Genomic DNA, 24,258 nt, shown 5'->3' on the forward strand with positions numbered 1-24,258 from the left:
TAACGGGCTGGGCCCAGGCTGGGTGCATTGTACTTTGCTTAAGCTTGCTTGGGGAGGGGAGCCTAGTGTTTATGCGGCTTGCAGGCCCAAATGGTCGACGAACGGTGCGAAATCCCGGTCGCTGTAGAGCAATGCATAGTGCGATTCAATGCAGCGTGTAGCGATCAATGTGTCGATGGTTTTCCGGACTGTGACGCCAAGTGATCGCAATCTGCGAAAATTCGTGGCCGCCTGGATTGCAATCTCGACACCGCCGATATCGATTAATTCCAGGGTCAAGAGCAACTTTCTCGCTTGATTGAAGTCGCGCTGGCGCCGGAATCCCTGCAGCACTTCAGCCAGAATCAGGTCGCCAGTCGCGATGGGTTCATGTCCAAGCAGCCGATCAAGACGCTCGAATTGGGCGTCGCGTCGCCGCGGAAATAGTCGATCCAAACGCTGGAATCAACCAGGATCATTTATCGATCCTCATTGCGTCGAGATCACCCTCCCACGGCAACTTGCCTTTGAAACGTCGGATCTCCTCCTGTTGCTTTAGGCGCAACAGTGTTCGAAGGCCCATTTCGACTGCTTCGCGCTTGGTAGCCACGCCAGTTAGTCGCAATGCGTCATTCATCAATTCGTCATCTATCTCGATGTTAGTGCGCATGGTGTGTACTCACGGTTGGTCTTATACACATACTAGGCCCGCACTGTTTCCGGTGCAAATAAGAGATGGGACGCATGCTATTCTTTTCAAAATATTAATTTTTTATCTTTAGCTATGCCTAAAATATACGTTGAAACAAACCTTTTCCCGCCAATCGGCCCTTACAGCCATGCAGTCAAGGCCGGCGGGCAGGTTTTCATCTCGGGTTCACCCGGTGTTGATCCAGCAACGGGACAGCTTGCCGGGCCGGACGCCTATACCCAAACCAGGCAGACCCTGAGAAACATCGAGGCCATGCTGGCAGCCGCCAACGCAAGTCTGGACGACGTGGTGCACATCCAGGTCAACCTGGTGGACATTGCGGACTTTGCGGAAATGAACCGGGCTTATGCCGAGCAGTTTTCCGAGCCATATCCGGCCCGCACCGTCATCGGCGTTGCGGCGTTGCCCAAGCCGGGCGCGCGCCTGACGATAAATGCGATCGCGGTTTTGAAGGGCTGATCATGGATAACACGTCGCGCTTTGCCGCGCTGGCGGAAACCTTTGCAGTCGTGCCCAGTGTCGACTTTGGGCAAGGTGTCAAAAAAGGTTTCGGTTCTTCAGCGTTGAAGGTCAATGGGAAGATCTTTGCCATGGTATCGGCGGCCGATGAATTCGTGGTCAAACTGCCGCGCGGGCGGGTCGAAGAGCTCGAGGCCTTGGGCATCGGCCATCAGTTCGACCCAGGCCACGGGCGATTGATGAAGGAGTGGCTGGCGCTTCACCCAAACTCGACCGGTCAATGGCGAGACCTGGCACATGAGGCGCTGCACTTTGTTGGTGGTGAAAAATAATGCTCGAGATCGAATTGGTACAGCTCACTCGCCAGGAATTACTTGGCTTGTCGGAGTCGAAGTCTGCCGACTATTTCGCTGAAACCCTGGAAGGGGCGCTTCCGCCACCGCACGTTGCGGCCCGCGCGCTCAAGCAGCTTGAGGCCGGCGTGCCGGACTTATGGTGCGTGCCATTCCTGATCATCGCGCGGCCAGAAGGCATGGTCCTTGGGGGATGCACATTCAAAGGGCCGCCTACTAATGGCGATGTTGAGATCGCTTACGGCGTCGCCAAGCCTGCGCGAGGCCGCGGGGTTGCGACTGCTGCCATCGGCCAGCTTCTGGCTTTGCCGGCAAAGGACTGTGGCGTGCGCCAGGTGGTTGCCGAAATCCTGCCATCCAACGCTGCCTCGTCAAAGGTCGTTTCCCGCCTGGGTTTCTCCGCGCAGGAAACAGTTGTCGACTCGGATGGCGAGGCCGTTGTCCGTTGGATCTACTCTATGCAGTAATCTCTGCGCGAAGTCTTTGGGCGGCGGCGACCATGTTTTTCAGCGCCGCCGACGTTTCTGGCCAGGCGCGGGTTTTCAGGCCGCAATCGGGATTGACCCAGAGTTGAGAGGACGGCACCACTTTCGCGGCCTTGCGCAGTAATGCGACCATCTCATCGCTGCCCGGTACGCGCGGCGAGTGGATGTCGTACACGCCGGGCCCGATCTCGTTCGGGTAGCGGAAGCTGGCGAAGCCGCCCAGCAGCTCCATCGCGGAGCGGCTTGACTCGATCGTGATCACATCGGCATCCAGCGCGGCAATCGCTGGCAGGATGTCGTTGAACTCGGCGTAGCACATATGGGTGTGGATCTGCGTCGCATCATCGGCGACAGCGGCGCTGATGCGGAAGGCTTTGCTTGCCCATGCAAGGTAGGCATCCCAGCGGCTGCGGCGCAGCGGCAGGCCCTCGCGCAAGGCCGGCTCGTCGATCTGGATGATGGCAATGCCTGCGTTTTCCAGGTCGTGCACCTCATCGCGGATGGCGGCGGCGATTTGCTGCGCGGTGTCGGAGCGCGGCTGGTCGTCGCGCACGAAGGACCATTGCAGGATCGTGACCGGGCCGGTCAGCATGCCTTTCACTGGCCTGGCGGTCAGGCTCTGTGCATACGCGGCCCAATGCACGGTCATCGCTTGCGGGCGCTGGACATCGCCGTAAATGATTGGCGGCTTCACGCAGCGCGAGCCGTAGGATTGCACCCAACCGTTGGCCGTGAACGTGAATCCTTCCAACTGTTCGCCGAAGTATTCCACCATGTCGTTGCGCTCGGCTTCGCCATGTACCAGGACGTCCAGGCCAAGTTCTTCCTGCCGGCGGATGGCATGTTCGATTTCTTCGCGCATCGCCTGCTGGTAATCCTGCGGAGCCAGTTCTCCGCGCTTGAAGGCTGCGCGTGCGGTGCGGATCTGCTGCGTTTGCGGGAACGAGCCGATCGTCGTGGTTGGGAATGCCGGCAGCGCCAGGCGTTCGCGCTGCATCTGCTGGCGCTGTGCAAACGGCGAGTTGCGGCGCGAGCTCGCCGTGTCGGCGGCGAATGCCGCGATGCGTGCCGCGACTTCCGCTTTATGCACACGGGTACTCGAGCGGCGGCTGGCAAGCGCCGCGCGCGCTTCGGCAAACCCCCGTGCGACTTGGCCGGACACGCGTTCGTCCGCAGACAATGCGGCTTTGAGCAGTGCCAGCTCAGCCAGCTTTTCTTCCGCAAAGGCCAGCCATGGTCGAACTTCCTCGTCCAGCGTTGTCTCGGTCGCCAGACTGTACGGCACGTGCAGCAAGGAGCAGGACGTGGAAAGCCAGACCGGGCCGCTACGCTTGGCGATAATCGGCAGCAGCGTCGCGAGGCTGGCATCCATGTCGGCCCGCCAGATGTTGCGCCCATCGATGATGCCGATCGACAGCACCTTATGTGCCGGCAGCCAGTCGGCCACGCTGGTCAGCTCGCTGGCAGCGCGCACGGCGTCGACGTGCAGGCCGGCGACCGGCAGGCGGCAGGCCAGGCTGACATTCTCCTCAAGGGGCGAGAAGTAAGTGGCGGCCATCAGTTGCGCACCGGCCTGGTTGAGGAGCCAGTAAGCCGGTTCAAAGGCGTTGCGCCAGGCGATCGGCAGGTCGAGGCCAAGGATAGGTTCGTCCAGTTGCACCCACTCGGCACCAGCGGCACGCAACTGCATCAGGAGCCGGCTGTACTGCGGCAGCAGGCGGTCGAGCAGGTCGAGGCGATTGAAACCGGTGGCCGCATCGCGTTCCTTGCCGAGCCAAAGGAAGGTCAGGGGACCGAGCAAAACAGCTTTGACCGGCTGGCCGGTGGCGTGCGCTTCTGCGACTTCATCCAGCAAGCGCTTGCCGTGCAACTCGAACTCGGTGGACTCGTTGAACTCAGGCACCAGGTAGTGGTAATTGGTGTCGAACCATTTGGTCATTTCCAGCGCTGCACCATTGTGGCCACAGCCGCATCCTTCATGTGCACCGTCGCCACGCGCCATGGCGAAATAGCGCGCCAGCGGCGATTCGCTGCCCTTAAAGCCAAAGCGTGCCGGCTCGCAGCCAAACAGCTGGATGTGGTTTGCCACGTGGTCGTAGAAGGCGAAATCGCCGACAGTCACGAAATCCAGCTCATGCTGGCGCTGGGTCGCCCAGTGCCGGGCACGGAGATTGCTGGCTGTGTCTTGCAGCGCGGATTCCGGCAGTTCACCGCGCCAAAAGCGCTCCAAAGCGAACTTCAGTTCACGCGCTGCACCGATGCGTGGAAAGCCTGGGATATGAGTTTGAACTAGTTTCATTTTTGTCATGCTTAAGAAATATTGGTGAAGTACAGTTTGCGGCATGACGGCATATAATAAAAACGAAACTTTTTATGCATTAACTTGAAAACTTTTCATACATGCTCGAGATTCGTCACCTGCGCACGCTGTCTGCGCTTCGCTCCTCAGGTAGCCTGGTCAAGGCCGCACAACTGCTGAACCTGACGCAGTCGGCTTTGTCGCACCAGATCAAATTGCTGGAAGATCGCTACGGTACGCCGCTGTTTGAGCGTAAATCGATACCAATTGGATTCACGGCAACTGGCGAACGGCTGCTGAAACTGGCCGATACGCTGCTGCCGGAAGTGGAAAGGGCAGAGCGAGACGTGCTGCGCCTGTCGCAAGGCGATACCGGCCAACTGCGCGTGGCGCTTGAATGCCATACATGCTTCGATTGGCTGATGCCGGTGATGGACGCCTTCCGCACCCGCTGGCCGGAGGTGGAAATCGACCTGGTTTCCGGATTCCACAGTGAACCGGCAGACCTGCTGCGTAACGGACATGCCGACCTGGTGATCGGCTCCGACTACAGCGCCGAGTACTCCACCTTCCCGCTGTTCCGTTTCGAAATCCTGACCGTGATGGCGCAAAAGCACCGGCTCGCCGGTCAGCGCCGTTTGTCGGCCCAGGACTTTGAAGGCGAAACCCTGATCACCTACCCGGTGCCCGAAACACGCATCGACCTGATCCGCGAAGTGCTGCGTCCGGCCGGCGTCGAATTCCAGCGCCGCACCGCCGAACTCACGGTCGCGATACTGCAACTGGTTGCAAGCCGGCGCGGCGTCGCCGCCTTGCCGAACTGGGCCATCAAGAATTATGTCGACTACGACTACGTCATCGCGCGCCCGATCGGCGAGTCCGGTTTGTGGAGTGACCTGTTTGTTTCGGTGCCGCCCGCCTTGCAGCACAAGGCTTTCGTGGCCGACTTCGTCAACGTGATACGCGAGCAGTGCGCCGCTACGTTGGACGGTATCAAGTTATTGTCGTGACATCGCCAGGGGATTTATGCAAAATGAAAGCAGCCTTGATGTTTATCAAACGTTTGTCAGGAATCGCGCACTAACATGGGAAGTCTTGCGGTATCTCAGCCATCGAATAACTGAAGGAGCATGGGCATGTACGCGTTCAACGACGATTTTTCCCGCGCCGCACACGCGGCTTTTGACGTGCAACTCGCCAGCTTCGCCAGCATTTGTGATTGGCATCGTGAAACCGCACTGGCTTCTCTCGCTGCCATGACCGCAGCCTCCAACGAATTCCTGGCCATCCAGCATCCACAAGACCTGCTGCAAATGGCAACCGACCAGGGCAAGCACGCTATTAACCGTGCGCAAGCATATGGACGTGAGGCAACTGAAGTGGCTTTGAATAAGCCACCGTTCCGGTAGGCCATAGCTGGCCTCGCGCATGGCACTTAGCTAGAATGCATTGAAAGATTTTCATACCACTCCCGGAGAAGCAGAATGGATGACGTAGTAATTGTTGCAGCAGGCCGTACCGCAGTTGGCAAATTCGGCGGTTCCCTGGCCAAGACCCCGGCAGCAGAGCTGGGCGCCCACGTGATCAAGGGCCTGCTGGCCCAGACCGGCATCGACCCTAACCTGGTCAGCGAAGTTATCCTGGGCCAGGTATTGACCGCCGGCGTTGGCCAGAACCCGGCACGCCAGGCCGTGATCAAATCCGGCCTGCCAAGCGCCATCCCGGGCTACACCATCAACAAGGTTTGCGGCAGCGGCCTCAAGGCAACCCACCTGGCCGCGCAAGCGATCAAGTGCGGCGACGCCAACATCATCATTGCCGGCGGCCAGGAAAACATGAGCGCCTCGCCGCACGTGCTGAACGGTTCGCGCGACGGCTTCCGCATGGGCGAGGTCAAAATGACCGACACCATGATCGTCGACGGCCTGTGGGACGTGTACAACCAGTACCACATGGGCATCACCGCCGAGAACGTCGCGAAGAAATACGATATCTCGCGCAGCCAGCAAGATGAATTCGCGCTGCAGTCGCAGCTGAAAGCGGAAGCCGCGCAAAAAGCCGGCAAGTTCAAGGATGAAATCCTGCCGCTGGAAATCGTGCAGAAGAAGGGCAGCATCTTCTTCGACCAGGACGAATACGTGAAGCCAGGTTCGACCCTGGAAGCGCTGTCCGGCCTGCGTCCAGCCTTCGACAAGGCCGGCTCCGTCACCGCCGGCAATGCCTCCGGCATCAACGACGGCGCAGCGGCCGTGATGATGATGTCGGCCAGGCAGGCTAAGGAACTGGGCCTGACTCCGCTGGCACGCATCAAAGCCTACGCCTCGTCCGGACTGGACCCAGCCTATATGGGCATGGGCCCGGTCACCGCTTCGCAGCTGTGCCTGAAAAAAGCCGGCTGGTCGCCGCAAGACCTGGACCTGATGGAAATCAACGAAGCGTTCGCTGCGCAAGCCTGCGCGGTGAACAAGGAAATGGGCTGGGACACCAGCAAGATCAACGTCAACGGCGGCGCAATTGCAATTGGCCACCCGATCGGCGCTTCCGGCGCCCGCATCCTGGTGACCCTGTTGCATGAAATGGTCCGCCGTGACGCTAAGAAGGGCCTGGCCTCGCTGTGCATCGGCGGCGGCATGGGCGTAGCACTGGCAGTTGAGAGGGAATGAGCTTTCGTTTAGATAAAAATAGGGGAACATTAAATGGCACGAGTTGCATTGGTAACGGGCGGCATGGGTGGTCTGGGCGAAGCGATCTGCATCAAGATGGTCGCACTGGGCTACAAAGTGGTAACCACGTATTCCCCGAGTAACAAGACGCACGAGTCGTGGCTGGCCACGATGAAGGACCAGGGCTATAACTTCACCGCCTATCCTTGCGATGTGTCGGACTTTGATTCGGCGGCAACCTGCATCGCAGCAGTCGAGCGCGACATCGGCCCGGTTGATGTGCTGGTGAACAACGCCGGTATCACGCGCGACATGACCTTCAAGAAGATGGACAAGGTCAATTGGGACGCCGTGATGAAGACCAACCTGGACTCCGTGTTCAACATGACCAAGCCGGTAGCCGATGGCATGGTGGATCGCGGCTGGGGCCGTATCATCAACATCTCTTCGGTGAACGGCCAGAAGGGCGCTTTCGGCCAGACCAACTACTCCGCGGCCAAGGCCGGCGTGCACGGCTTCACCAAGGCGCTGGCGCTGGAAGTGGCGCGCAAGGGCGTCACCGTCAACACCATTTCGCCAGGCTACATCGGCACCAAGATGGTGATGGAGATCCCGAAAGACGTGCTGGATTCGAAGATCATCCCGCAAATCCCGATGGCCCGCCTGGGCAAGCCGGAAGAAGTGGCAGGCCTGGTGGCCTACCTGGCTTCCGACGAAGCAGCGTTCCTGACCGGTGCCAACATCGCCATTAACGGCGGCCAGCACATGTCCTGATCGCAGTAAAGAGCAACGCAACACCCAAACGCCGTCCGGCCCTCGTGCTGGCCGGCGTTTGTTCTTTTGGAGGCGCCATGAAGAAAATGCTGCCCTTGCTGCTGCTGGCAGCCTGCAGCCCCGATATCCCGCAGGACAAGCTGCTCGACATTCTGAACCAGCGCGCACCGCTGGTCGCGCACATCGGCCATGTCACCAAGGTGGACGTGCTGAGCACGGCGAAAGCTTCCGCCAATGGCCGCAGTTGCGAGGTGCGCCTGATGCACGTGACCGGCAAGAAGGGCTCGACCTACGTCAGCTTCCTGCGCCGCGAAGAACGGAATGGCACCGAATCCGCACTGACCTGGGCCGACGACCGCCAGGCTGCCAGCGGCAAGATGGGAGAAATGCTTTCGGAACATTGCAACAACAAGTGATTGACTGTTGCGACCCGGCTCACATATCGTTCTCTCTCAACAATAATTCGCTGGGGAGACGACGATGCATATGATGGGCATGAATATTTTTGCCGTGCTGCTGGCCGCAGTTTCGAGTTTCATGCTGGGCGGGCTGTGGTACTCGCCGGCTTTGTTCGGCAAGATGTGGAATGACGAGAACGGCGGCGTCAAGCCGGACTCCCACCCGGCCCGTGTGTTCGGCGTGGCCTTCATTTTTTCCCTGCTGGCGGCCTTCGCCTTCGCGCGCTGGATCGGCCCGGCGCCGACGATGGACTATGCAATCAAGCATGCCTTGTTGGCCGGTTTCGGCATGGTGGCAGCGTGCTTTGGTATCAATTACCAGTTCGCCAACCGCAGCTTCAAGCTCTGGCTGATCGATGGCGGCTACCATACCGCGCAATTCCTGGTTTTCGGCCTCATCCTTGGCCTCTGGCACTGATGACCGGGCCTTACGAATGCAGACCGATCCCTCACAATCTGGATATTGTTTGTCCAGCGTGCCGGGGCCGCGCGGAATTTGAGTTCGCTGAAGTCGTCCGCATCAAGCTGAAAGCGGACGTGCAGTTCTTCCAGAAGAGCAGCATGTTCGATTACCAGCAGTTCCAGGATTCATGCGGGCATTCGTGGCATGCAGCGATCTATTTCCAAGGTCTTCATGGACGCCCGCAACCGGTGATTCAAGAACTTCCGGAAGGTTATGCCGCGGGAGATTGGGACCACTCGAGGTATCTCAAAAATCGAAGCGGCTGGCCGGTCGGCTCAATCCGATGCGGATCTTGCCATATGCGCGGCAAACATGTGCTGAAGTGGCCGGCTGAAGCCTACTTTGCGATCTCGTATCGTAATCGTGTGCTTTGGGCCTTTCACCGGGAATCGGCAATCGATCTGATGCAGTACTTGCAGTCCAGGGAGCGAAGCCGGTCCCGCTATCGCTGGGGCTTTTTCCTGCTTTATGTACCGACCGTATTCAAAACGGGCAAAGCGCGAGAGTACGTCGTAAAGCAACTGGGCAAATTGCTGCTATATTGACAACTTCGAATATTTGTCATGCCTACGTTCATATGCGCCGTCGACTCTTAGCAGCGCTCCCTGTTCTCCTGCTTGCACTTTGCTCACGAGCTAATGCACAAGAGCGAACAGCCGATCCATTAGGATCTTTGTCGCAATGCATCAGCACTGACGGGTTTCGCTACCAGACCAAGGACCGACTCCCGGTGACAGCACGCTTTCGCATGATCAAATTGTCGAGCGGTCCGGTACATGTATCTACTGCCGACGGCTATCGGCTAATGATCTATCGAAAGAGCAGTTCGCCTTTAGTCAATCTGAAGATCGAACGTTCCGCCGAAGGACGGTTCGCCGAAGACCGTCGATCGATAATCGATCAAATGAAAGAAATTGCAGCCGGTACTAAACCCCCTGATCAAATAGATCTCGAAACAAGCACGCAAAAGGGCATCGAGCTGCTAGCGATAAACAACAGGGATATCGATAATGTCTCCGGCGTCATTAGTATGTACACACTGCTGGACGCGGCGAATGGCAATGTCGCGACTGTCTATTTGTTGAATCAGCGCCCGGAAGTTCGGGAATATGCCAGCAACGCGGAATATGCAGAATTACGCGACCGATTCATTGGCTTGCTCAGCGACTGTATGGCGCGCCCTGAACAGGATCGCTCGCCAAGCGGCAAATGACGGGGCCATGTCGATTTAGGCGCTATTCAATCGTCGTCACTCCTGAAGGGGCACCAAGAGTGCCTGGCTGAACCCGCAATCACCAGGAGAACATGATGACACACACCATTACTGCATTCGAACGTTCGCCCGACGGCGGCATGGGCCTCGCGCGCGATACGCGGGTTCGCTGGGCGTTTGAAGAAGTGGGGCAGCCGTACGAAGTGCGTCCCGTTTCGTTCGCCGCGATGAAGGAGCCGCCGCATTTGGCGCGGCATCCCTTCGGGCAGATTCCCACTTATGAGGAAGGCGAGCTGGTGTTGTTCGAGTCAGGCGCGATTATTTTCCATATCGCTTCCCGCTATCCGGGCTTGCTGCCGGACGAAGCCAACGCGCGGGCCCGTGCGATAAGCTGGATTTTCGCCGCGCTCAACACTGTCGAGCCACCGATCCTGGAAATCGTCACTGCAAAATTCCAGGAGGGTGGCAAGCCTTGGACCAAGGAGCGCTTGCCTCTGATCGCGGATCGTATCCGTCAGCGACTGGGCCAACTCTCTGCTCGGCTGGGCGAGGCTGAATGGCTGGATGGCGAATTCAGTGCGGGCGACCTGGTGATGATCTCGGTGCTGCTTCGGGCTAGGCCATCAGGTATCCTGAACGAATTTCCGCGCCTGGCCGCTTATGTCGCACGCGGCGAAGCGCGGCCGGCTTACAAGCGGGCCTTTGCGGCGCAGTTGGCGTTTAATACTGCCGAGCCACCTGCTGGCTGACGGTGCTATTCTTTGAAGAGAGATTGGATCACTTATGTATGCGCTGCCCGAACTCGACGAACAAATCCTGCAGCCAGGCGTGAAAGGCCTGCCTATTGTGGAGCCGCTGCGCCAGCACATGGTCGGCGCACAACACTGGAACGTGCTGGCGGCGGATACGAGTTTTCCGCTGGCCGTGCTGAAGGCCTCGGCGCTGCAGCATAACCTGGCGTGGATGCGCAGCTTCTGTGAGCGCCACGGCGTGCTGCTCGCGCCGCATGGCAAGACCACCATGAGCCCGCAGCTCTTCGCGGCGCAGATCGATAACGGTGCCTGGGGCATCACGCTGGCCACCATTCCGCAAGTGCAGATTGCGGCGCGCTTTGGCGTGCGGCGCGTGATACTGGCCAATGAATTGGTGGCGCCGGCCGATATCCGCGCCGTACTGCATCTGATGCAGGAGGACCACTCTTTCGAATTCTTTGCGCTGGTCGATTCGCTGCAAGGTGTCGAGCGGCTGTCGCGCGCGGTGCAGGAATTTGGCCTGGAGCGGCCCTTGCTTTTGCTGGTGGAGTTGGGCCTGAAGGGCAAGCGCGCCGGTTGCCGCGAGGCCGAGGAAGTCATGGCCGTGGCACGCGCCGTCGCTGCTGCGCCCGGCCTCCAGCTGGCTGGCATTGAAGGCTACGAAGGCCTGGTGGTCACCGATAACCGCGCGGCGGATGTGGAAGTCGTCAACGGCTTCCTGCAGCGCATGGCGGAAATGCTGAAGGCTGCCGCGACCGAAGGCTTGTTCGGTGGCGAGCAGGTGATCATCTCCGCCGGCGGCTCGGCCTACTTCGACCGCGTGGCGCGCGAATTTGCCGGGCTGGCGGTGCAGGGCAAGAAAGTGCTGCCGATCCTGCGCAGCGGCTGCTACCTGACCAATGACCATGGCTACTACGGCGGTTTGACCAGTGAGCTGGTCAGCCGCGAAGGCAAGGCTGCTGGCGAGGGCCTGCGCCCGGCTCTGGAAGTCTGGACCATGGTGTTGTCGCGCCCCGAGCCGAACCTGGCGATCCTGGCGCTGGGCAAGCGCGATGCGTCGCACGACCTGGGCCTGCCGCGCGCCATTGCCGCGCATCGGCCGGGCGCGCAAGCGCTGGTGCTGCCGGAAGGCGCCGTGATCGACAAGATGAACGACCAGCATGCCTACCTGCGCTGGCCGCAGGGCGCCAAGGCCGACCTGCAAGTGGGCGACCTGGTCGGCTGCGGCATCTCCCACCCCTGCACCACCTTCGATAAATGGCCCCTGATGCTGGTTGTGGATGACACGTACAACGTCCTGCAAGCCATCAATACCTTCTTCTGAGCGGTTACAATCTTGGCTTCACGCATAGAGGATAACCATGCCCGACGCCTTGCCACACTTGTTCCCGCCGATCCAGCCCCGCAATAGCGGCATGCTGGCTGTCGATGACATCCATACAATTTATTGGGAAGAAGTAGGCAACCCGAATGGTATCCCGGTGGTCTTCTTCCATGGCGGCCCAGGCGCGGGCATGTCGCCGCAGCACCGCCGTTTCTTCAATCCGGATCACTACCGCGTCATCCTGTTCGACCAGCGCGGCGCCGGTAAATCGACCCCGCTGGGCGAAGTGAGTAATAACACCACCCAGCTCCTGATCGAAGATATCGAGCGCCTGCGCATCCTGTTCGGCATCGACAAATGGCTGGTATTCGGCGGTTCCTGGGGCTCCACCCTGGCGCTGGCGTACGGCCAGGCCCGCCCGGAGCGTTGCCTGGGCTTTGTCCTGCGCGGCATCTTCCTTTGCACGCAGAAGGAAATCGACTGGTTCCTGCAAGGTTCCGAATGGTTCCATCCCGAGGTGTACGACGAATTTGTTGCCCCTATCCCGGTGGAAGAACGCGGCAACCTGCTGCAAGCCTACGTCAAGCGCATCATGGATCCGAAGCCGGACGTACACTGGCCAGCCGTGCGCTCCTGGAGCAAGTTCGAAGGCCGCCGCGTCTTCCTGCTGCCACAGCCGGATGAGCCGCCATCGGACACCCTCGACCTGGGCGTTGGCCGCATGGAATCGCATTACATGGCCAACCTGGGCTTCTTCAGCGACGGCCAGCTGCTGTCCAACGTCTCGCGTATCGCCCACCTGCCCGCCGTGATCGTGCAGGGCCGCTACGACGTGATCTGCCCGCCCGTCTCCGCCTGGCGCCTGCAGCAGGCCTGGGGCGCCAATGCGGTGATGAAAATGATTCCTGATGCGGGCCACGGCGCCATGGAGCAGGGCATCAGCCGTGCCCTGGTCAACGCTACCGAACAATTCCGCCAGCAAGGACGCTTCGCATAATGAATCTGCAGCTTGGCGACATCGCCCACATCATCCAGCTTGCGATTGCCCCGGTTTTCATGCTGTCCACCGTCTGCACCAATCTGTTGGTGCTGTTGAACCGCCTGGCGCGCATCATCGACCGCTCGCGCGTGCTGGAAGAGCGCCTGGACGTTGCTTATAACGATACGTATATGAACGAGCTGGACATCTTGTACCGCCGTTCGCACCTGATCAACGTTGCCATTGCGCTGAGCACCGCCTGCGGCCTGTTCGTCTGCCTGGTGGTGGCCCTGCTGTTCGTTGGCGATGCCACCAACGTCCCGCTGGACAAATACATCGCCGGCCTGTTCATCGCAGCGATGATCTGCCTGATCGGCAATTTCGGCTACCTGCTGCGCGAGATCTTCATCGCCTCGACATTCATGCGTGCCCACCGCCACGTGCGGCACATCGAAAGAAATCCAAACTAAGAATCATCATGCACGACTACAAACGCCCACCTACGCTGCACCGCTACGGCCCGCGCAGCGAACTCGAACAAGCCCTGAAGGACGGCCAGTTCGTGCTGCGCCCTGTGGGCAGCTTCCTGACCCTGAGCTTTCGCAAGCCTGGAACCGCGACCTGTTCGATCATTTCAGCGCCGACAGCTGCCTGGTGATCCACAACACCGAGGAATTCGGTGAGCGCATCCACCGCGCCGTGCAGCGCACGCTGCCGAATTGGGCCGGCATTGACGGCGCCATCGAATACGGCGGCCGTGCCGCTTTGGGCGCGGCCTTCACCAAGACGCGTGAAGATGCGATGGAGAAAGAATGGCAATTCGCCTGGCGCTCGATGCAGACGGCATCCACCATGAATGCGGTGGTGATCCGTATCGGCAGTCTTGAAAATTTTGCGGAAGTGCGCGACCGCGACCATTACACGGCCTAAGCCGCAGCGCTTACGGGACGCTGGGCACTCCGCCCAGCCCGCGTGCCAGCTCGGACTGTTTCGGCAGCGCCGGCTGGCGCTCCAGGTGGGCCAGCACCGCATTCATCATGCGTTCGATATCGCCGCGGATGATGTTGGTGCCTAACAAGCCCGGCACGTAGAAATTCGGCATCAGGCGACCGCTATACACCACGCGGGTGCCGCCGGTTTCCGGAATGGGAATCAATTCCCATCGTGCCTCATAGTGTTTCATGTCACCCGAAACCAGGGCGATGTCGATCGACGACATCGGTTGCTCCGTTGCACGCACGACAAGATGGATGGAACGTGACATGAAGAGGAAACGGGCCGTACCAAATTGCTCAATGATGACTTCATTGCCATTACGGGAAAGCACCCGGCACGACGCCATGTCGGGCACGAATTCTTCCATGCGGTCGTAGGTGGTGAGGGTGCGCCAGACTGTTGGCAGGGATGCATGAACGGTGCCGCTGGCGTTCACTTCATAGAGCTGTTGCGCGTCTGCCTTCACCCGGTTGACGGATACTTCCAGCTTCGGAATTTCCAAACGGGCCGCCTGTCCCGCGCCAAAGGCGGGCGCGGTAAAACCGAGGAACAGTACTAATAACAGTCGCTTCATGCTACCAGCGTAAGGTAACTGGTGGCAGAATACAAGCGCCGCGCGCTCCCATCGTTAGACAGCGCACTGAACTCCCGCCATTCCGCCATGACCACGAATTTCCCTCATCTTCTTTCGCCCCTCGACCTGGGGTTTACCACCTTGCGCAACCGCGTCATCATGGGTTCCATGCATACGGGGCTGGAGGACCGCTTCTTCAATTATGACAAGCTGGCCGCCTTCTACCGCGAGCGCGCCAAGGGCGGCGTGGGCATGATCGTCACCGGCGGCATCTCGCCGAATCGCCAGGGCTGGCTGCTGCCCTTCGGCGGCACCATGAATTTCATTGGCGACGTGTTCAACCACCGCAAGCTGACCAGTGCCGTGCACCAAGAGGGCGGCAAGATCCTGATGCAGATCCTGCACGCAGGGCGCTATGGCTACCAGCCGTTTGCCGTGTCGGCCTCCGACAAGAAATCGCCGATCTCGCCCTTCAAGCCGAAGGCGCTGACGGAAGGTGGCATTGAATCGACCATCAAAGCCTACGTACGCGCCGCCAAGCTGGCGCAGAAGGCCGGCTATGACGGCGTGGAGGTAATGGGCAGCGAAGGCTACCTGCTGAACCAGTTCCTGTGCGCCCGTACCAACCTGCGCACCGACCGCTGGGGCGGCAGCATCGAGAACCGCATGCGCCTGCCGGTGGAAATCGTGCGCCGCATGCGCGAAGCAGTCGGCCGCGATTTCATCATCATGTACCGCCACTCGCTGCTGGACCTGGTGGACGGCGGCAATACCTGGGAAGAGGTGGTGGCAGTTGCCAAGGCCTTGCAGCACGCCGGCGCCACCATCCTCAACACCGGCATCGGCTGGCACGAAGCCCGCGTGCCGACCATCGTCACCTCGGTGCCGCGCGCCGCCTTTGCCGAAGTGGCGGGCCGCCTGCGCAAGGAAGTGACCATTCCTGTTGTCGCCTCGAACCGCATCAATATGCCGGCCGAGGCCGAGGACATCATCCTGCGCGGCGATGCCGACATGGTGTCGATGGCGCGCCCCTTCCTGGCTGATGCCGAGTTCGTCAACAAGGCGGCCGCCGGCCGCGCCGACGAAATCAATACTTGCATCGGATGCAACCAGGCCTGCCTTGACCACACCTTCCAGAACAAGCGCGCCAGCTGCCTGGTGAACCCGCGCGCCTGCCATGAGACGGAGCTGGTGTACAAGCCCGCGGCCGCACGCCGCAAGGTGGCGGTGGTTGGCGCCGGCCCTGCCGGCCTGTCGGCAGCGACGGTGGCGGCGGAATGCGGCCACGACGTAACCCTGTTCGACTCCAGCGACCGCATTGGCGGCCAGTTCAATATTGCCAAGCAAATCCCCGGCAAGGAAGAATTCAACGAAACCCTGCGCTACTTCGGCCGCAAGATCGAGCTTACCGGCGTCAAGCTGCAGCTCAATCATCGCGTCACGCGCGAAGAGCTGCTGGCGGGCGGCTATGACGACGTGATCGTCGCCACCGGCATCCGCACGCGCAAACCGAAGATCGATGGCATCGACCATCCCAAAGTGCTGTCCTACCTCGATGTGATCCGCGATAAAAAGCCGGTCGGCAAGCGCGTAGCCATTATCGGCGCGGGTGGCATTGGCTTCGACGTTGGCGAATACCTGCTGCACAACCCGGAGCATTCCCTGCCGATTGCAAAGGAACACTGGACGGCCGAATGGGGCGTCGACCTGCATGCCAATACGGGCGGCGGCCTGGTGCCGGCCAAGGCGGCGGAACCGGTGCGCCAGCTTTACCTGTTACAGCGCAAGACCAGCAAACTGGGCGCCGGCCTGGGCAAGACTTCGGGCTGGGTGCACCGCGCGGTGCTGGCTCGCAATGGCGTGGTGATGATCCCCGGCGTGCAATACAAGCTGATCGACGACCAAGGCCTGCACATCCAGGTGGGCGAAGAAGAACGCCTGCTGGCTGTGGACAACGTGATCATTTGCGCCGGCCAGGAAAGCCTGACCGAACTGATGCCGCCGGAAGGCGAAGCCGCTGCTGCGGGCACCCCGCGCTTCCACAAGATCGGCGGCGCAGCCCTTGCGGCCGAGCTCGACGCCAAGCGCGCCATCAAGGAAGGCGCCGAGCTGGCCGCGCGCCTGTGAAAATGTCCACTTCGGGGTCAGGAACGTTGGTGGACATTTCGCTGCGCTAAGAGATTTCTTTGGCGACGTGCGCCGCCATTGATTTCGCAAGTTCCTGCTCGCCGATGAAGATGACGCCAGCGCGTTCGCTGCGCAGCAAGGCCGCTTCCTCCTCGCTGTGCGTACGCACGGCGATCTTGATATCCGGATTCAGCGCCCGTGCCGTTTCGATCATGGCACGCACGTGGAAGGTATCCGGCGTTGCCACCACCAGCATGCGCGCCTTGTGGATATGGGCCTGGATCAGCACCGCTGGCTCGCCGGCATTGCCCGCCACAGCGGCGATGCCATCCTGGCGCAACTGGTCGACCAGTTCGCGATTCTGCTCCGCCACTACGTAGTGGATACCCTGCGCCGCCAGCGCCTCAGCAATGTTCCGGCCAACGCGCCCATAACCCACCAGCACCACCTGGCCCTCCAGCTTGGACTGCGCGGTGGACATCGGCAACTCCGCCAGCGGGTCGGCAGTGCGCGCGTATTGCGCCGCCAGCGCCTTGTTCTGGCGCAGCATGCGTTCCAATGGCCCTGCCAGCAGGAACATCAGCGGATTCAAGGCGATCGACAGGATGGCTCCTGCCAGGATCAGGCTCTGGCCCTCATGCGGCAGCAGTCCGAGCGAGATGCCCAAGGCCGCCAGGATGAAGGAGAACTCGCCGATCTGCGCCAGGCTGGCCGACACCATCAGCGCCGTGCTGGCGGGGTAGCGCAGCAGCACCACCAGCGCGAAGGCCGCAATCGATTTGCCGAACAGGACGATGGCCACCACCGCCAGCACACGCAATGGCTGTTCGACCAGGATCATCGGCTCGAACAGCATGCCGACCGATACGAAGAACAGCACCGCGAATGCATCGCGCAGCGGCAGCGATTCATGCGCAGCGCGGTGGCTCAATTCCGACTCGCGCAGTACCATGCCGGCGAAGAAGGCACCCAATGCAAACGAGATACCAAACAGCACCGTCGCGGCATACGCAATGCCGACAGCCGCAGCGATCACGCACAGCGTGAACAGCTCACGCGACTTGGTGCGCGCCACTTGCCACAGGATCCACGGGAACAGCTTGCGGCCCACCAGCAGCATGAAGCCGACGAACAGCGCCACCTGTCCCAGCGTGACTGCCAGCGCCTTGAGAACGCCGCCTTCAGCAGCGCCGTGGCCATGTGCCGCGTCACCGGCAATGCCGCCCAGCGCGCCAGCCAGTGCCGGCAGAAGGACCAGCACGAGCACCGTCACCAGGTCCTCGACCACCAGCCAGCCGACGGCGATGCGGCCATTGAAGGAATCCAGCGTACCGCGCTCCTCCAGCGCCCGCAGCAGCACCACGGTGCTGGCCACTGAAAGCGCCAGGCCGAAGACAAGGCCGCCACCCAGGCTCCAGCCCCAGAAATGCGCCAGCGCCATACCCATGCCGGTCGCCGCCGCAATCTGCAGGATGGCGCCAGGCAGGGCCACCTTGCGCACCTCCCACAAGTCATCGAGGGAAAAGTGCAGGCCGACGCCGAACATCATCAGCATCACGCCGATTTCAGCCAACTGGCCAGCGATTGCGCTGTCGGCGACAAATCCAGGCGTAGCAGGACCAATCAGGATGCCGGCTGCGAGATAGCCGACGAGGGCAGGGAGTTTGAGGCGAACGGCGATAAAGCCGAAGAGGAGACCGAAGCCAAGGGCCGCGGCAATAGTGGTAATCAAGCTGACGTCATGGGGCATGCAGGGCCTCCTTTCCCAAGGAGTATAACCGCATGAAAGTCGGGGTCAGCTCCGGCAATCGGACAAAATGTCCGATTGCCGGAGCTGACCCCGACTTTTAACTTAGGCTTTACGGACGACGACGGAGCCGATGGAGTAGCCGGCGCCGAAGCTGCAGATTACGCCGAAGGCGCCGGACGGCAGGTCGTCCTGGTGCTTGTGGAAGGCGATGATGGAGCCGGCCGACGAGGTGTTGGCATACGTGTCCAGGATCACCGGCGCTTCCAGCGACTCGGCGTCGCGGCCGAGGATGGTGCGGGAAATCAGCTGGTTCATGCTCAGGTTGGCCTGGTGCAGCCAGAAGCGGCTCATCTGCTCAACCTTCAGGCCGGCGCGCTCGATCGAGTCCTTGATCATCTGCGCTGCCATCGGGCACACGTCCTTGAACACCTTGCGGCCCTGCTGCTTGAACAGCTTGTCCGGCGCGCCGATGCCGCCTTCGTCGAAGCGGTTCATGAAGCCGAAGTTGTTGCGGATGTTGTTGGAGAAGCTGGTCTTCAGCTTGGTGTCCAGGATGTCCCACTGGTGCTTGGACACGGCGCCTTCCTTGGCTTCCACGATGATCGCGGTGCAGGCATCGCCGAAGATGAAGTGGCTGTCGCGGTCGCGGTAGTCCAGGTGGCCGGAAGTGATTTCCGGATTCAGGATCAGCACGGCGCGCGCCTGGCCGCTTTGCACGGCGCCCACGGCGGTCTGGATGCCGAAGGTGGCGGAGGAGCAAGCCACGTTCATGTCAAAGCCGAAGCCGTCGATGCCCAGCGCCTGCTGCACTTCCACCGCCATCGCCGGGTAGGCGCGCTGCATGTTGGAGCAAGCCACCAGCACCATGTCGATGTCGGCCGGGGTGCGGCCGGCGCGGTCCAGCGCCTGGCGCGCGGCTGCAACGCAGATCTCGGCTTGCAGCGACAATTCCTCATTGCTGCGTTCTGGAATGCGCGGGGTCATGCGATTCGGGTCCAGGATGCCGGTCTTTTCCATCACGTAGCGCGACTTGATGCCGGACGCCTTTTCAATGAAGCCGGCGCTGGATGGTTCCAGCGCGGTCACGGTGCCGGCCGCAATGGCGGCGGCGTTTTCCGCGTTGAACAGTTCGGCGTAGGCGTTGAAGGCGGTGACCAGCTCTTCATTGCTGATCGAGTGCGCGGGAGTAAAGAGACCGGTTCCGCTGATGACGGCTTGTTTCATGATCAATATTTCTTTCTTAGAATGGGTCAGGCGACCGGTAAGATGGCCGATTTTACCGCATCTGCAACGAAAAACGGCGCCCCAGGGGGCGCCGCCTTAATCTTTGCTAGCTTTATTTCTTGGGTGGCGGGTCCAGCTTGACCAGCTTGGATTCGGCCTTGGCCAACTGGACGGGAACGCCTTGCAAGTGGTTCAGCGCCTGCTTGAGCTGGAAGTCCTCGCCGCTGCCGTATTCCAGCGGCTTGCGCTTCTTCTCGACAGCCAGGATGCGCATCTGCTCTTCCAGTTCGTCGCGCTGGGCCTTGCCCGCTTCCTGCTCGCGGTCGTTGGTCAGGTGCTTGGCCAGGTCGGCCTCGCGCATGCGCAGGCTGTTCAGGCCATCGCCGTCCTCGTTTTCGTCCACTGCCAGGTCGGGCGAAATGCCTTTGGCCTGGATCGAACGGCCATGCGGCGTGTAGTAGCGCGCGGTGGTCAGCTTGACGGCGGTATCGGCGGTCAGCTGGCGAATGGTCTGCACCGAGCCTTTGCCGAAAGTTTGCGAACCGATGATGGTGGCGCGCTTGTAGTCCTGCAGGGCGCCGGCCACGATTTCGGAGGCCGAGGCGGAGCCGGTATTGACCAGCACGGCCATCGGGATGCGCTTGACCGCATCCGGCAGCTTGGCCAGCGGATCGCCATCGCCACGCAGCGAATAGTACTCGGCGCGGCCGTAGAAAATCTGTTTGGAATCAGGCAGTTGGCCATTGGTCGAAACAATCGGCGTGTCCTTCGGCAGGAAGGCTGCCGCCACGCCGATCGCGCCTTGCAGCACGCCGCCCGGGTCGTTGCGCAGGTCGAGCACCAAGCCTTTCAGGTGCGGGTCCTGGCGATAAAGTTCAGTAATCTTTGCCGCCAGGTCGTCCACCGTCGGCTCCTGGAATTGCGAGATGCGTACCCAGGCATAACCCGGCGAGACCATCTTGGCCTTGACGCTTTTCTGGTGGATTTCTTCGCGGTTCAGGGTGAATTCCAGCGGTTGCGGTTCATCCTTGCGCATGATGGTCAGCATCACTTTGGAGCCCGGCTCGCCGCGCATCTTCTTCACCGACTCGTCCAGGCTCAGGCCTTTCAGCGAGGTGGTATCGAGGCGGGTGATCATGTCGCCCGGCTTGATGCCGGCGCGGTAGGCGGGCGAATCCTCGATCGGGGCCACGATCTTGATATAGCCTTCGTCGCTTTGGGCAATTTCAATGCCGAGGCCGACGAACTTGCCCTGCGAGCCTTCACGCAGCTCGGCATAGGCTTTCTTGTCCAGGTAGGCGGAATGCGGGTCGAGCGAGGCGACCATGCCGGAGATGGCTTCAGTCAGCAGCTTCTTGTCTTCCACCGACTCCACATAGTCGGATTTGATCAGGCCGTACACGTCGGCAAGCTGTTTGAGCTCTTCCAGCGGCAAGACAGGGTCAACCTGCTTTTGTGCCATCGCGGAAAACTGCAGGGATACCGCTACCCCCGCGACTACGCCGAGGCCGATCAGGCCAGCGTTCTTGAGTTTCTTGCCCATGTATCACCTGTTCCGATTACAGCGGTTAACTCGTCCGCCATTGGATTTCAGTATAAACCTGATTTCCAGCAATCGTAGCTGCCAGCATGGAATAAAACCTTTTGAAAGCCACGATAAATTCATAACTTTGTAGGTGTTTGCCAATGTATTTACCAGAGTAAGTATTTGTAAGAAAGACAGATTGACCGCCATGCCGGGCCTACACTGGGTCCGCTATTTCTCTCTACCCTAAAGTGGTTTATGCCTGCGGCAACCCCGCGGGCATCTTTTTTTCCGGAGCAACAATATGAAACTGATACGCACGGCCCGTGCCGCCTGGCTGGTATTAGCCATGGCCGTCGCACCGGCCTTTGCCGTGCCGGTCATGGACATGCGCGCCGAAGACCTGGTGCCCATGGCCTCCGAATTCCGCAAGTCCCTCAACCTGAATGCCAACCAGCAGACCCTGTGGGCCAAGGTGGAAAGCCAGAGCAAGGCGCTGCTGCGTGAACGCAAGGCGCGCCGCGAGCGCCTGCAGGAGGCGACCAAGCTGGGCTTGCAAGCCCAGAGCGTTGAACTACGCGAGCTGCAGGCCGGGCTGGAGGCGGAGCAAGCTGCCACGGCGGCCGAAGACCGCCAGTTGCGCGAGTGGTGGCTGGGCATTAACGATGCGCTGGATGATGGCCAGCGTCAGGCGGCGTCAAAGTTTCTCGTAGACCAACTGATCCGTATGGAAGATGGCCCCGGCGCTGGCCGTGCAGATCGTCCACCCGGCGAGGAGGGTGCCCATCGCGGTGGCCATGGCGGCCGCGGCGGCGGCATGGGCGGACCCGGCGGCGGCAGCGCCGGCGGTGGACGCGGCATGTAAGTATCTTAAAGTAACAATGGCGGAGGCCCTGTGCCAGCCGGCAGGGTGGGGATTACAATGCCAGCGCGAAGCCAACCGGCCTGCCGCGTGCAACATTGTCCATTCATGAAGAAGCTGATCCCTTTCGCCCTGGCCACGCTCGGCGCGGCCACTGGCGCCGCAGCCCAGCAGGAACCAGTCAAACCAGCCGATAAAGTCATCCCCCAGGTCACCATCAGCGGCGGCCGCCAGGACGATATGACCGAACGCCGCAACTCCACGGCGGGCAAGCAGGTTTTCGGCCGCGAGGAACTGGACCGCAACGGCGACAGCAATATCGGCGATGTCCTGAAGCGCCTGCCCGGCATCACCCTTGGCGGCCGCGCCGGCCGCGGCGGCGAAGTGCGCATGCGCGGCCTGGGCAGCGGCTATACGCAGGTGCTGGTGAACGGCGAACGCCCGCCGGCCGGCTTTTCGATGGAATCGCTGTCGCCCGACCAGGTCGAGCGCATTGAAGTGATGCGCGGCCCGGTGGCCGAGCACAGCACCCGCGCCATCGCCGGCACCGTCAATATCGTGTTGCGCGACGGCTACCAGATGCGCGACATCCAGGTGAAGGCCTCCGACCGCATCGAGCAGGGCCGTCACTCGCCTGAGCTGTCGGTCACCGCGCCGGGCAAGTCTGGTGCGCTGAGCTACACCCTGTCAGCCTCGCTCAACTACGGCCGCCAGCACGACAGTACGCGCGCCCACAACACCGAGACTGAAGCCGATGGCGGCCTGGCCAAGGAACAATTCCTGGAAAGCGAGAGCAGCGGCAGCAACAAGGGGCTGCACCTGACGCCGCGCTTCTCCTACAAGTTCGGGAACGGCGACACGCTGAACTTCCAGACCTTCCTGATGCATCAAAGGTCGCGCAGCGCGGCGCAGACCAACCTGGCGCAGCCGGTCGGCAGCCAGCCGCCCGAGTACAACCTGGCGCAGCAAACCAGCGAGGGCGACGTTACGTTCCTGCGCGGCTTCGGCAACTGGGTGCATCGCCTGCAGGGCGCCAGCAAGCTCGACGTGAAGTTTGGCTTCGGCCTGGGCAAGCGAGACAGCGATTCGCTGCGTTACCAATACGACACGCAAGGCACGCTGCTGGATCGCTTCACTGAAACCGACAACACGCGCGACAAGAGCATCAACACCGGCGGCAAGTACTCTTCTCCGATCGGCGCCGGCCACCTGCTGGCCGCCGGCTGGGACCTGGAAGCCAGCCACCGCGAACAACTGCGCGTATCGCTGGATAAAAACGGCATCGCGCAATTCGCCGATTCCGGCGACAACCTGACGGCAGACAGCCGCCGCGCCGCCCTGTTCGCACAGGATGAATGGGACATCACGCCGCAATGGTCGGCCTACGTCGGTGCACGCTGGGAAGGCATCCGCACCACGTCGGACCGCAGCAGCGGCACAGTCAGCAACACCAGCAAGGTTTTCAGCCCGCTGTTGCACGCGGTGTGGAAAATTCCCGGATACGAAAAAGACCAGGTACGCGCCAGCCTGACCAAGAGCTACAAATCGTCCAATGTGCAGGACCTGATCGCCGCACCATTCCTGTCGCGCCTGAACAGCGCCACCAGCCCTGACCGCACCGGCAACCCGAACCTGAAGCCGGAACTGGCCACCGGCCTCGATCTCGCCTATGAGCACTACCTGGGACGCAGCGGCATCGTCAGCCTCAGTGGCTTCGTGCGCAATATCGACAACCTGATCCGCCGCGAACTGACGTTGCAGCAAACCGAGCTTGGCCAGCGCTGGGTTTCTGCACCGGCCAATATCGGCCATGCGCGCACCAGCGGCATTGAGCTGGAAGCCAAGTTTGCATTGTCCGAGCTGATGGACAATGCACCGCAGATCGACTTCCGCAGCAACTACAGCCGCTTCTGGTCCAGGGTCGACGGCATCCAGGGCCCGGACAACCGCCTTGACCAGCAAGCCAGGCAGACGGCCAACCTGGGCATGGACTACCGACTCAAAGACATACCGCTTACGCTTGGCACAAGCTATAACTGGACGCCGGCCATCCGCACCCAGGCCAGCGACAAGCAAGTAGTGCAGGCCAGCCGCAAACGCGTGCTGGACATGTATGCGCTGTGGCGTTTCGACAGCCGCACGCAAATCCGAATCAGCGCCAACAACCTGCTGGCGGATGATGCGACCGGGTACAACCTGGTCAATGCAAATGGGCTCGCCGCACAGGCGGCCACGCTGAACCCCACATATACCCAGTGGAGCGTTCGACTTGAAACCAAATTCTAAA

Annotated in this window: 27 protein-coding genes; 20 read left to right on the forward strand and 7 right to left on the reverse strand. The window is 60.9% G+C overall.

Annotated elements, in window-relative coordinates; translation table 11 throughout:
* Positions 1-69 precede the first annotated feature (69 nt).
* Positions 70-435: a PIN domain nuclease gene (locus tag ASE26_RS17055; RefSeq protein ID WP_229207081.1), complete on the reverse strand. Its 366-nt coding sequence runs from the start codon at positions 433-435 to the stop codon at positions 70-72.
* A 19-nt stretch (positions 436-454) separates the two neighbouring features.
* Positions 455-649, reverse strand: coding sequence for a type II toxin-antitoxin system VapB family antitoxin (locus tag ASE26_RS17060; protein WP_055927083.1), 195 nt, complete (start codon positions 647-649; stop codon positions 455-457).
* Between the two features lie 114 nt (positions 650-763).
* On the opposite strand from ASE26_RS17060, the gene ASE26_RS17065 reads away from it, so the two are divergent.
* The 3 genes from ASE26_RS17065 to ASE26_RS17075 are packed head-to-tail and all read left to right on the forward strand — an operon-like array spanning position 764 to position 1,970.
* Positions 764-1,150: a RidA family protein gene (locus ASE26_RS17065; protein ID WP_055927080.1), complete on the forward strand. Its 387-nt coding sequence runs from the start codon at positions 764-766 to the stop codon at positions 1,148-1,150.
* Positions 1,151-1,152: 2 nt separating this feature from the next.
* Entirely contained in the window at positions 1,153-1,482 is a 330-nt protein-coding gene (locus tag ASE26_RS31210) for a hypothetical protein (RefSeq protein WP_200953772.1), read from the forward strand.
* Positions 1,482-1,970, forward strand: a complete 489-nt coding sequence (locus ASE26_RS17075) for a GNAT family N-acetyltransferase (RefSeq protein WP_055927077.1) — start codon at positions 1,482-1,484, stop codon at positions 1,968-1,970. The genes ASE26_RS31210 and ASE26_RS17075 overlap by 1 nt, the downstream gene beginning before the upstream one ends.
* Here the strand turns inward: ASE26_RS17075 and metE are convergent.
* Positions 1,960-4,287: a 5-methyltetrahydropteroyltriglutamate--homocysteine S-methyltransferase gene (gene metE / locus ASE26_RS17080; RefSeq protein WP_057246608.1), complete on the reverse strand. Its 2,328-nt coding sequence runs from the start codon at positions 4,285-4,287 to the stop codon at positions 1,960-1,962. The genes ASE26_RS17075 and metE overlap by 11 nt on opposite strands.
* Before the next feature lie 101 nt (positions 4,288-4,388).
* On the opposite strand from metE, the gene ASE26_RS17085 reads away from it, so the two are divergent.
* From ASE26_RS17085 to ASE26_RS32080, 14 genes are all read left to right on the forward strand, one after another.
* Positions 4,389-5,297: a LysR family transcriptional regulator gene (locus ASE26_RS17085; RefSeq protein WP_057246609.1), complete on the forward strand. Its 909-nt coding sequence runs from the start codon at positions 4,389-4,391 to the stop codon at positions 5,295-5,297.
* Positions 5,298-5,423: 126 nt separating this feature from the next.
* Positions 5,424-5,696, forward strand: a complete 273-nt coding sequence (locus ASE26_RS17090; protein ID WP_057246610.1) for a hypothetical protein — start codon at positions 5,424-5,426, stop codon at positions 5,694-5,696.
* 75 nt (positions 5,697-5,771) lie between these two features.
* Positions 5,772-6,950 carry an acetyl-CoA C-acetyltransferase gene (locus tag ASE26_RS17095; RefSeq protein ID WP_055927065.1) on the forward strand — a complete coding sequence of 393 codons (1,179 nt, stop codon included), beginning with the start codon at positions 5,772-5,774 and terminating at the stop codon, positions 6,948-6,950.
* 33 nt (positions 6,951-6,983) lie between these two features.
* Positions 6,984-7,724, forward strand: a complete 741-nt coding sequence (phbB, locus tag ASE26_RS17100) for an acetoacetyl-CoA reductase (protein ID WP_055927061.1) — start codon at positions 6,984-6,986, stop codon at positions 7,722-7,724.
* A gap of 77 nt (positions 7,725-7,801) precedes the next feature.
* Entirely contained in the window at positions 7,802-8,140 is a 339-nt protein-coding gene (locus tag ASE26_RS17105; protein WP_055927058.1) for a hypothetical protein, read from the forward strand.
* A 79-nt stretch (positions 8,141-8,219) separates the two neighbouring features.
* Positions 8,220-8,600 (forward strand): DUF1761 domain-containing protein, encoded by a 381-nt coding sequence (locus ASE26_RS17110; RefSeq protein WP_229208170.1) that lies wholly within the window; start codon positions 8,220-8,222, stop codon positions 8,598-8,600.
* Positions 8,600-9,190: a hypothetical protein gene (locus ASE26_RS17115; RefSeq protein ID WP_057246612.1), complete on the forward strand. Its 591-nt coding sequence runs from the start codon at positions 8,600-8,602 to the stop codon at positions 9,188-9,190. The genes ASE26_RS17110 and ASE26_RS17115 overlap by 1 nt, the downstream gene beginning before the upstream one ends.
* A 203-nt stretch (positions 9,191-9,393) precedes the next feature.
* The gene (locus ASE26_RS17120; RefSeq protein ID WP_156409957.1) at positions 9,394-9,858 is read left to right on the forward strand and encodes a hypothetical protein; all 465 of its coding nucleotides are present in this window, start codon (positions 9,394-9,396) and stop codon (positions 9,856-9,858) included.
* A 95-nt stretch (positions 9,859-9,953) separates the two neighbouring features.
* Positions 9,954-10,607: a glutathione S-transferase family protein gene (locus ASE26_RS17125; protein ID WP_057246614.1), complete on the forward strand. Its 654-nt coding sequence runs from the start codon at positions 9,954-9,956 to the stop codon at positions 10,605-10,607.
* Between the two features lie 34 nt (positions 10,608-10,641).
* On the forward strand, positions 10,642-11,934 hold the full coding sequence (locus ASE26_RS17130) for an amino acid deaminase (RefSeq protein WP_057246615.1): 1,293 nt from the start codon (positions 10,642-10,644) through the stop codon (positions 11,932-11,934).
* Between the two features lie 37 nt (positions 11,935-11,971).
* On the forward strand, positions 11,972-12,931 hold the full coding sequence (gene pip, locus ASE26_RS17135; RefSeq protein ID WP_057246616.1) for a prolyl aminopeptidase: 960 nt from the start codon (positions 11,972-11,974) through the stop codon (positions 12,929-12,931).
* Positions 12,931-13,383, forward strand: a complete 453-nt coding sequence (locus tag ASE26_RS17140) for a DUF2721 domain-containing protein (protein ID WP_055927034.1) — start codon at positions 12,931-12,933, stop codon at positions 13,381-13,383. Before pip ends, ASE26_RS17140 begins: the two co-directional genes overlap by 1 nt.
* Before the next feature lie 8 nt (positions 13,384-13,391).
* Complete coding sequence (locus ASE26_RS32075; RefSeq protein WP_373922420.1) at positions 13,392-13,571, forward strand: hypothetical protein; 180 nt, start codon at positions 13,392-13,394, stop codon at positions 13,569-13,571.
* Positions 13,568-13,843, forward strand: a complete 276-nt coding sequence (locus tag ASE26_RS32080) for a hypothetical protein (RefSeq protein WP_373922421.1) — start codon at positions 13,568-13,570, stop codon at positions 13,841-13,843. Before ASE26_RS32075 ends, ASE26_RS32080 begins: the two co-directional genes overlap by 4 nt.
* Positions 13,844-13,853: 10 nt before the next feature.
* On the opposite strand, the gene ASE26_RS17150 is transcribed toward ASE26_RS32080, so the two are convergent.
* Positions 13,854-14,483: an SRPBCC family protein gene (locus ASE26_RS17150; RefSeq protein WP_082507173.1), complete on the reverse strand. Its 630-nt coding sequence runs from the start codon at positions 14,481-14,483 to the stop codon at positions 13,854-13,856.
* An 87-nt stretch (positions 14,484-14,570) separates the two neighbouring features.
* Between ASE26_RS17150 and ASE26_RS17155 the strand changes: the two genes are divergently transcribed.
* Positions 14,571-16,610: an NADPH-dependent 2,4-dienoyl-CoA reductase gene (locus ASE26_RS17155; RefSeq protein ID WP_055927364.1), complete on the forward strand. Its 2,040-nt coding sequence runs from the start codon at positions 14,571-14,573 to the stop codon at positions 16,608-16,610.
* A 46-nt stretch (positions 16,611-16,656) separates the two neighbouring features.
* Here the strand turns inward: ASE26_RS17155 and ybaL are convergent, their stop codons facing one another.
* The 3 genes from ybaL to ASE26_RS17170 all read right to left on the reverse strand — a co-directional run bounded on the left by ybaL (position 16,657) and on the right by ASE26_RS17170 (position 21,127).
* Positions 16,657-18,360 (reverse strand): YbaL family putative K(+) efflux transporter, encoded by a 1,704-nt coding sequence (gene ybaL / locus ASE26_RS17160; protein ID WP_057246617.1) that lies wholly within the window; start codon positions 18,358-18,360, stop codon positions 16,657-16,659.
* 102 nt (positions 18,361-18,462) lie between these two features.
* Positions 18,463-19,584, reverse strand: a complete 1,122-nt coding sequence (locus ASE26_RS17165; RefSeq protein WP_055927030.1) for a beta-ketoacyl-ACP synthase III — start codon at positions 19,582-19,584, stop codon at positions 18,463-18,465.
* Between the two features lie 112 nt (positions 19,585-19,696).
* Complete coding sequence (locus ASE26_RS17170; protein ID WP_055927028.1) at positions 19,697-21,127, reverse strand: S41 family peptidase; 1,431 nt, start codon at positions 21,125-21,127, stop codon at positions 19,697-19,699.
* A gap of 286 nt (positions 21,128-21,413) precedes the next feature.
* On the opposite strand from ASE26_RS17170, the gene ASE26_RS17175 reads away from it, so the two are divergent.
* Entirely contained in the window at positions 21,414-21,974 is a 561-nt protein-coding gene (locus tag ASE26_RS17175) for a hypothetical protein (RefSeq protein ID WP_055927026.1), read from the forward strand.
* A gap of 105 nt (positions 21,975-22,079) precedes the next feature.
* Positions 22,080-24,257: a TonB-dependent siderophore receptor gene (locus tag ASE26_RS17180; protein ID WP_057246618.1), complete on the forward strand. Its 2,178-nt coding sequence runs from the start codon at positions 22,080-22,082 to the stop codon at positions 24,255-24,257.
* The last annotated feature ends 1 nt before the right edge of the window (position 24,258 follow it).

Origin of the sequence: Duganella sp. Root198D2 (assembly GCF_001428585.1) — a bacterium.
Classification (GTDB): domain Bacteria; phylum Pseudomonadota; class Gammaproteobacteria; order Burkholderiales; family Burkholderiaceae_D; genus Rugamonas.

Bases quoted from the DNA above. Each gene is read 5' to 3' on its own strand.
- ASE26_RS17060 (WP_055927083.1), bottom strand. From the start codon at position 649: ATGCGCACTAACATCGAGATAGATGACGAATTGATGAATGACGCATTG.
- ASE26_RS17065 (WP_055927080.1), top strand. From the start codon at position 764: ATGCCTAAAATATACGTTGAAACAAACCTTTTCCCGCCAATCGGCCCT.
- ASE26_RS31210 (WP_200953772.1), top strand. From the start codon at position 1,153: ATGGATAACACGTCGCGCTTTGCCGCGCTGGCGGAAACCTTTGCAGTC.
- ASE26_RS17075 (WP_055927077.1), top strand. From the start codon at position 1,482: ATGCTCGAGATCGAATTGGTACAGCTCACTCGCCAGGAATTACTTGGC.
- metE (WP_057246608.1), bottom strand. From the start codon at position 4,287: ATGAAACTAGTTCAAACTCATATCCCAGGCTTTCCACGCATCGGTGCA.
- ASE26_RS17085 (WP_057246609.1), top strand. From the start codon at position 4,389: ATGCTCGAGATTCGTCACCTGCGCACGCTGTCTGCGCTTCGCTCCTCA.
- ASE26_RS17090 (WP_057246610.1), top strand. From the start codon at position 5,424: ATGTACGCGTTCAACGACGATTTTTCCCGCGCCGCACACGCGGCTTTT.
- ASE26_RS17095 (WP_055927065.1), top strand. From the start codon at position 5,772: ATGGATGACGTAGTAATTGTTGCAGCAGGCCGTACCGCAGTTGGCAAA.
- phbB (WP_055927061.1), top strand. From the start codon at position 6,984: ATGGCACGAGTTGCATTGGTAACGGGCGGCATGGGTGGTCTGGGCGAA.
- ASE26_RS17105 (WP_055927058.1), top strand. From the start codon at position 7,802: ATGAAGAAAATGCTGCCCTTGCTGCTGCTGGCAGCCTGCAGCCCCGAT.
- ASE26_RS17110 (WP_229208170.1), top strand. From the start codon at position 8,220: ATGAATATTTTTGCCGTGCTGCTGGCCGCAGTTTCGAGTTTCATGCTG.
- ASE26_RS17115 (WP_057246612.1), top strand. From the start codon at position 8,600: ATGACCGGGCCTTACGAATGCAGACCGATCCCTCACAATCTGGATATT.
- ASE26_RS17120 (WP_156409957.1), top strand. From the start codon at position 9,394: ATGATCAAATTGTCGAGCGGTCCGGTACATGTATCTACTGCCGACGGC.
- ASE26_RS17125 (WP_057246614.1), top strand. From the start codon at position 9,954: ATGACACACACCATTACTGCATTCGAACGTTCGCCCGACGGCGGCATG.
- ASE26_RS17130 (WP_057246615.1), top strand. From the start codon at position 10,642: ATGTATGCGCTGCCCGAACTCGACGAACAAATCCTGCAGCCAGGCGTG.
- pip (WP_057246616.1), top strand. From the start codon at position 11,972: ATGCCCGACGCCTTGCCACACTTGTTCCCGCCGATCCAGCCCCGCAAT.
- ASE26_RS17140 (WP_055927034.1), top strand. From the start codon at position 12,931: ATGAATCTGCAGCTTGGCGACATCGCCCACATCATCCAGCTTGCGATT.
- ASE26_RS32075 (WP_373922420.1), top strand. From the start codon at position 13,392: ATGCACGACTACAAACGCCCACCTACGCTGCACCGCTACGGCCCGCGC.
- ASE26_RS17150 (WP_082507173.1), bottom strand. From the start codon at position 14,483: ATGAAGCGACTGTTATTAGTACTGTTCCTCGGTTTTACCGCGCCCGCC.
- ASE26_RS17155 (WP_055927364.1), top strand. From the start codon at position 14,571: ATGACCACGAATTTCCCTCATCTTCTTTCGCCCCTCGACCTGGGGTTT.
- ybaL (WP_057246617.1), bottom strand. From the start codon at position 18,360: ATGCCCCATGACGTCAGCTTGATTACCACTATTGCCGCGGCCCTTGGC.
- ASE26_RS17165 (WP_055927030.1), bottom strand. From the start codon at position 19,584: ATGAAACAAGCCGTCATCAGCGGAACCGGTCTCTTTACTCCCGCGCAC.
- ASE26_RS17170 (WP_055927028.1), bottom strand. From the start codon at position 21,127: ATGGGCAAGAAACTCAAGAACGCTGGCCTGATCGGCCTCGGCGTAGTC.
- ASE26_RS17175 (WP_055927026.1), top strand. From the start codon at position 21,414: ATGAAACTGATACGCACGGCCCGTGCCGCCTGGCTGGTATTAGCCATG.
- ASE26_RS17180 (WP_057246618.1), top strand. From the start codon at position 22,080: ATGAAGAAGCTGATCCCTTTCGCCCTGGCCACGCTCGGCGCGGCCACT.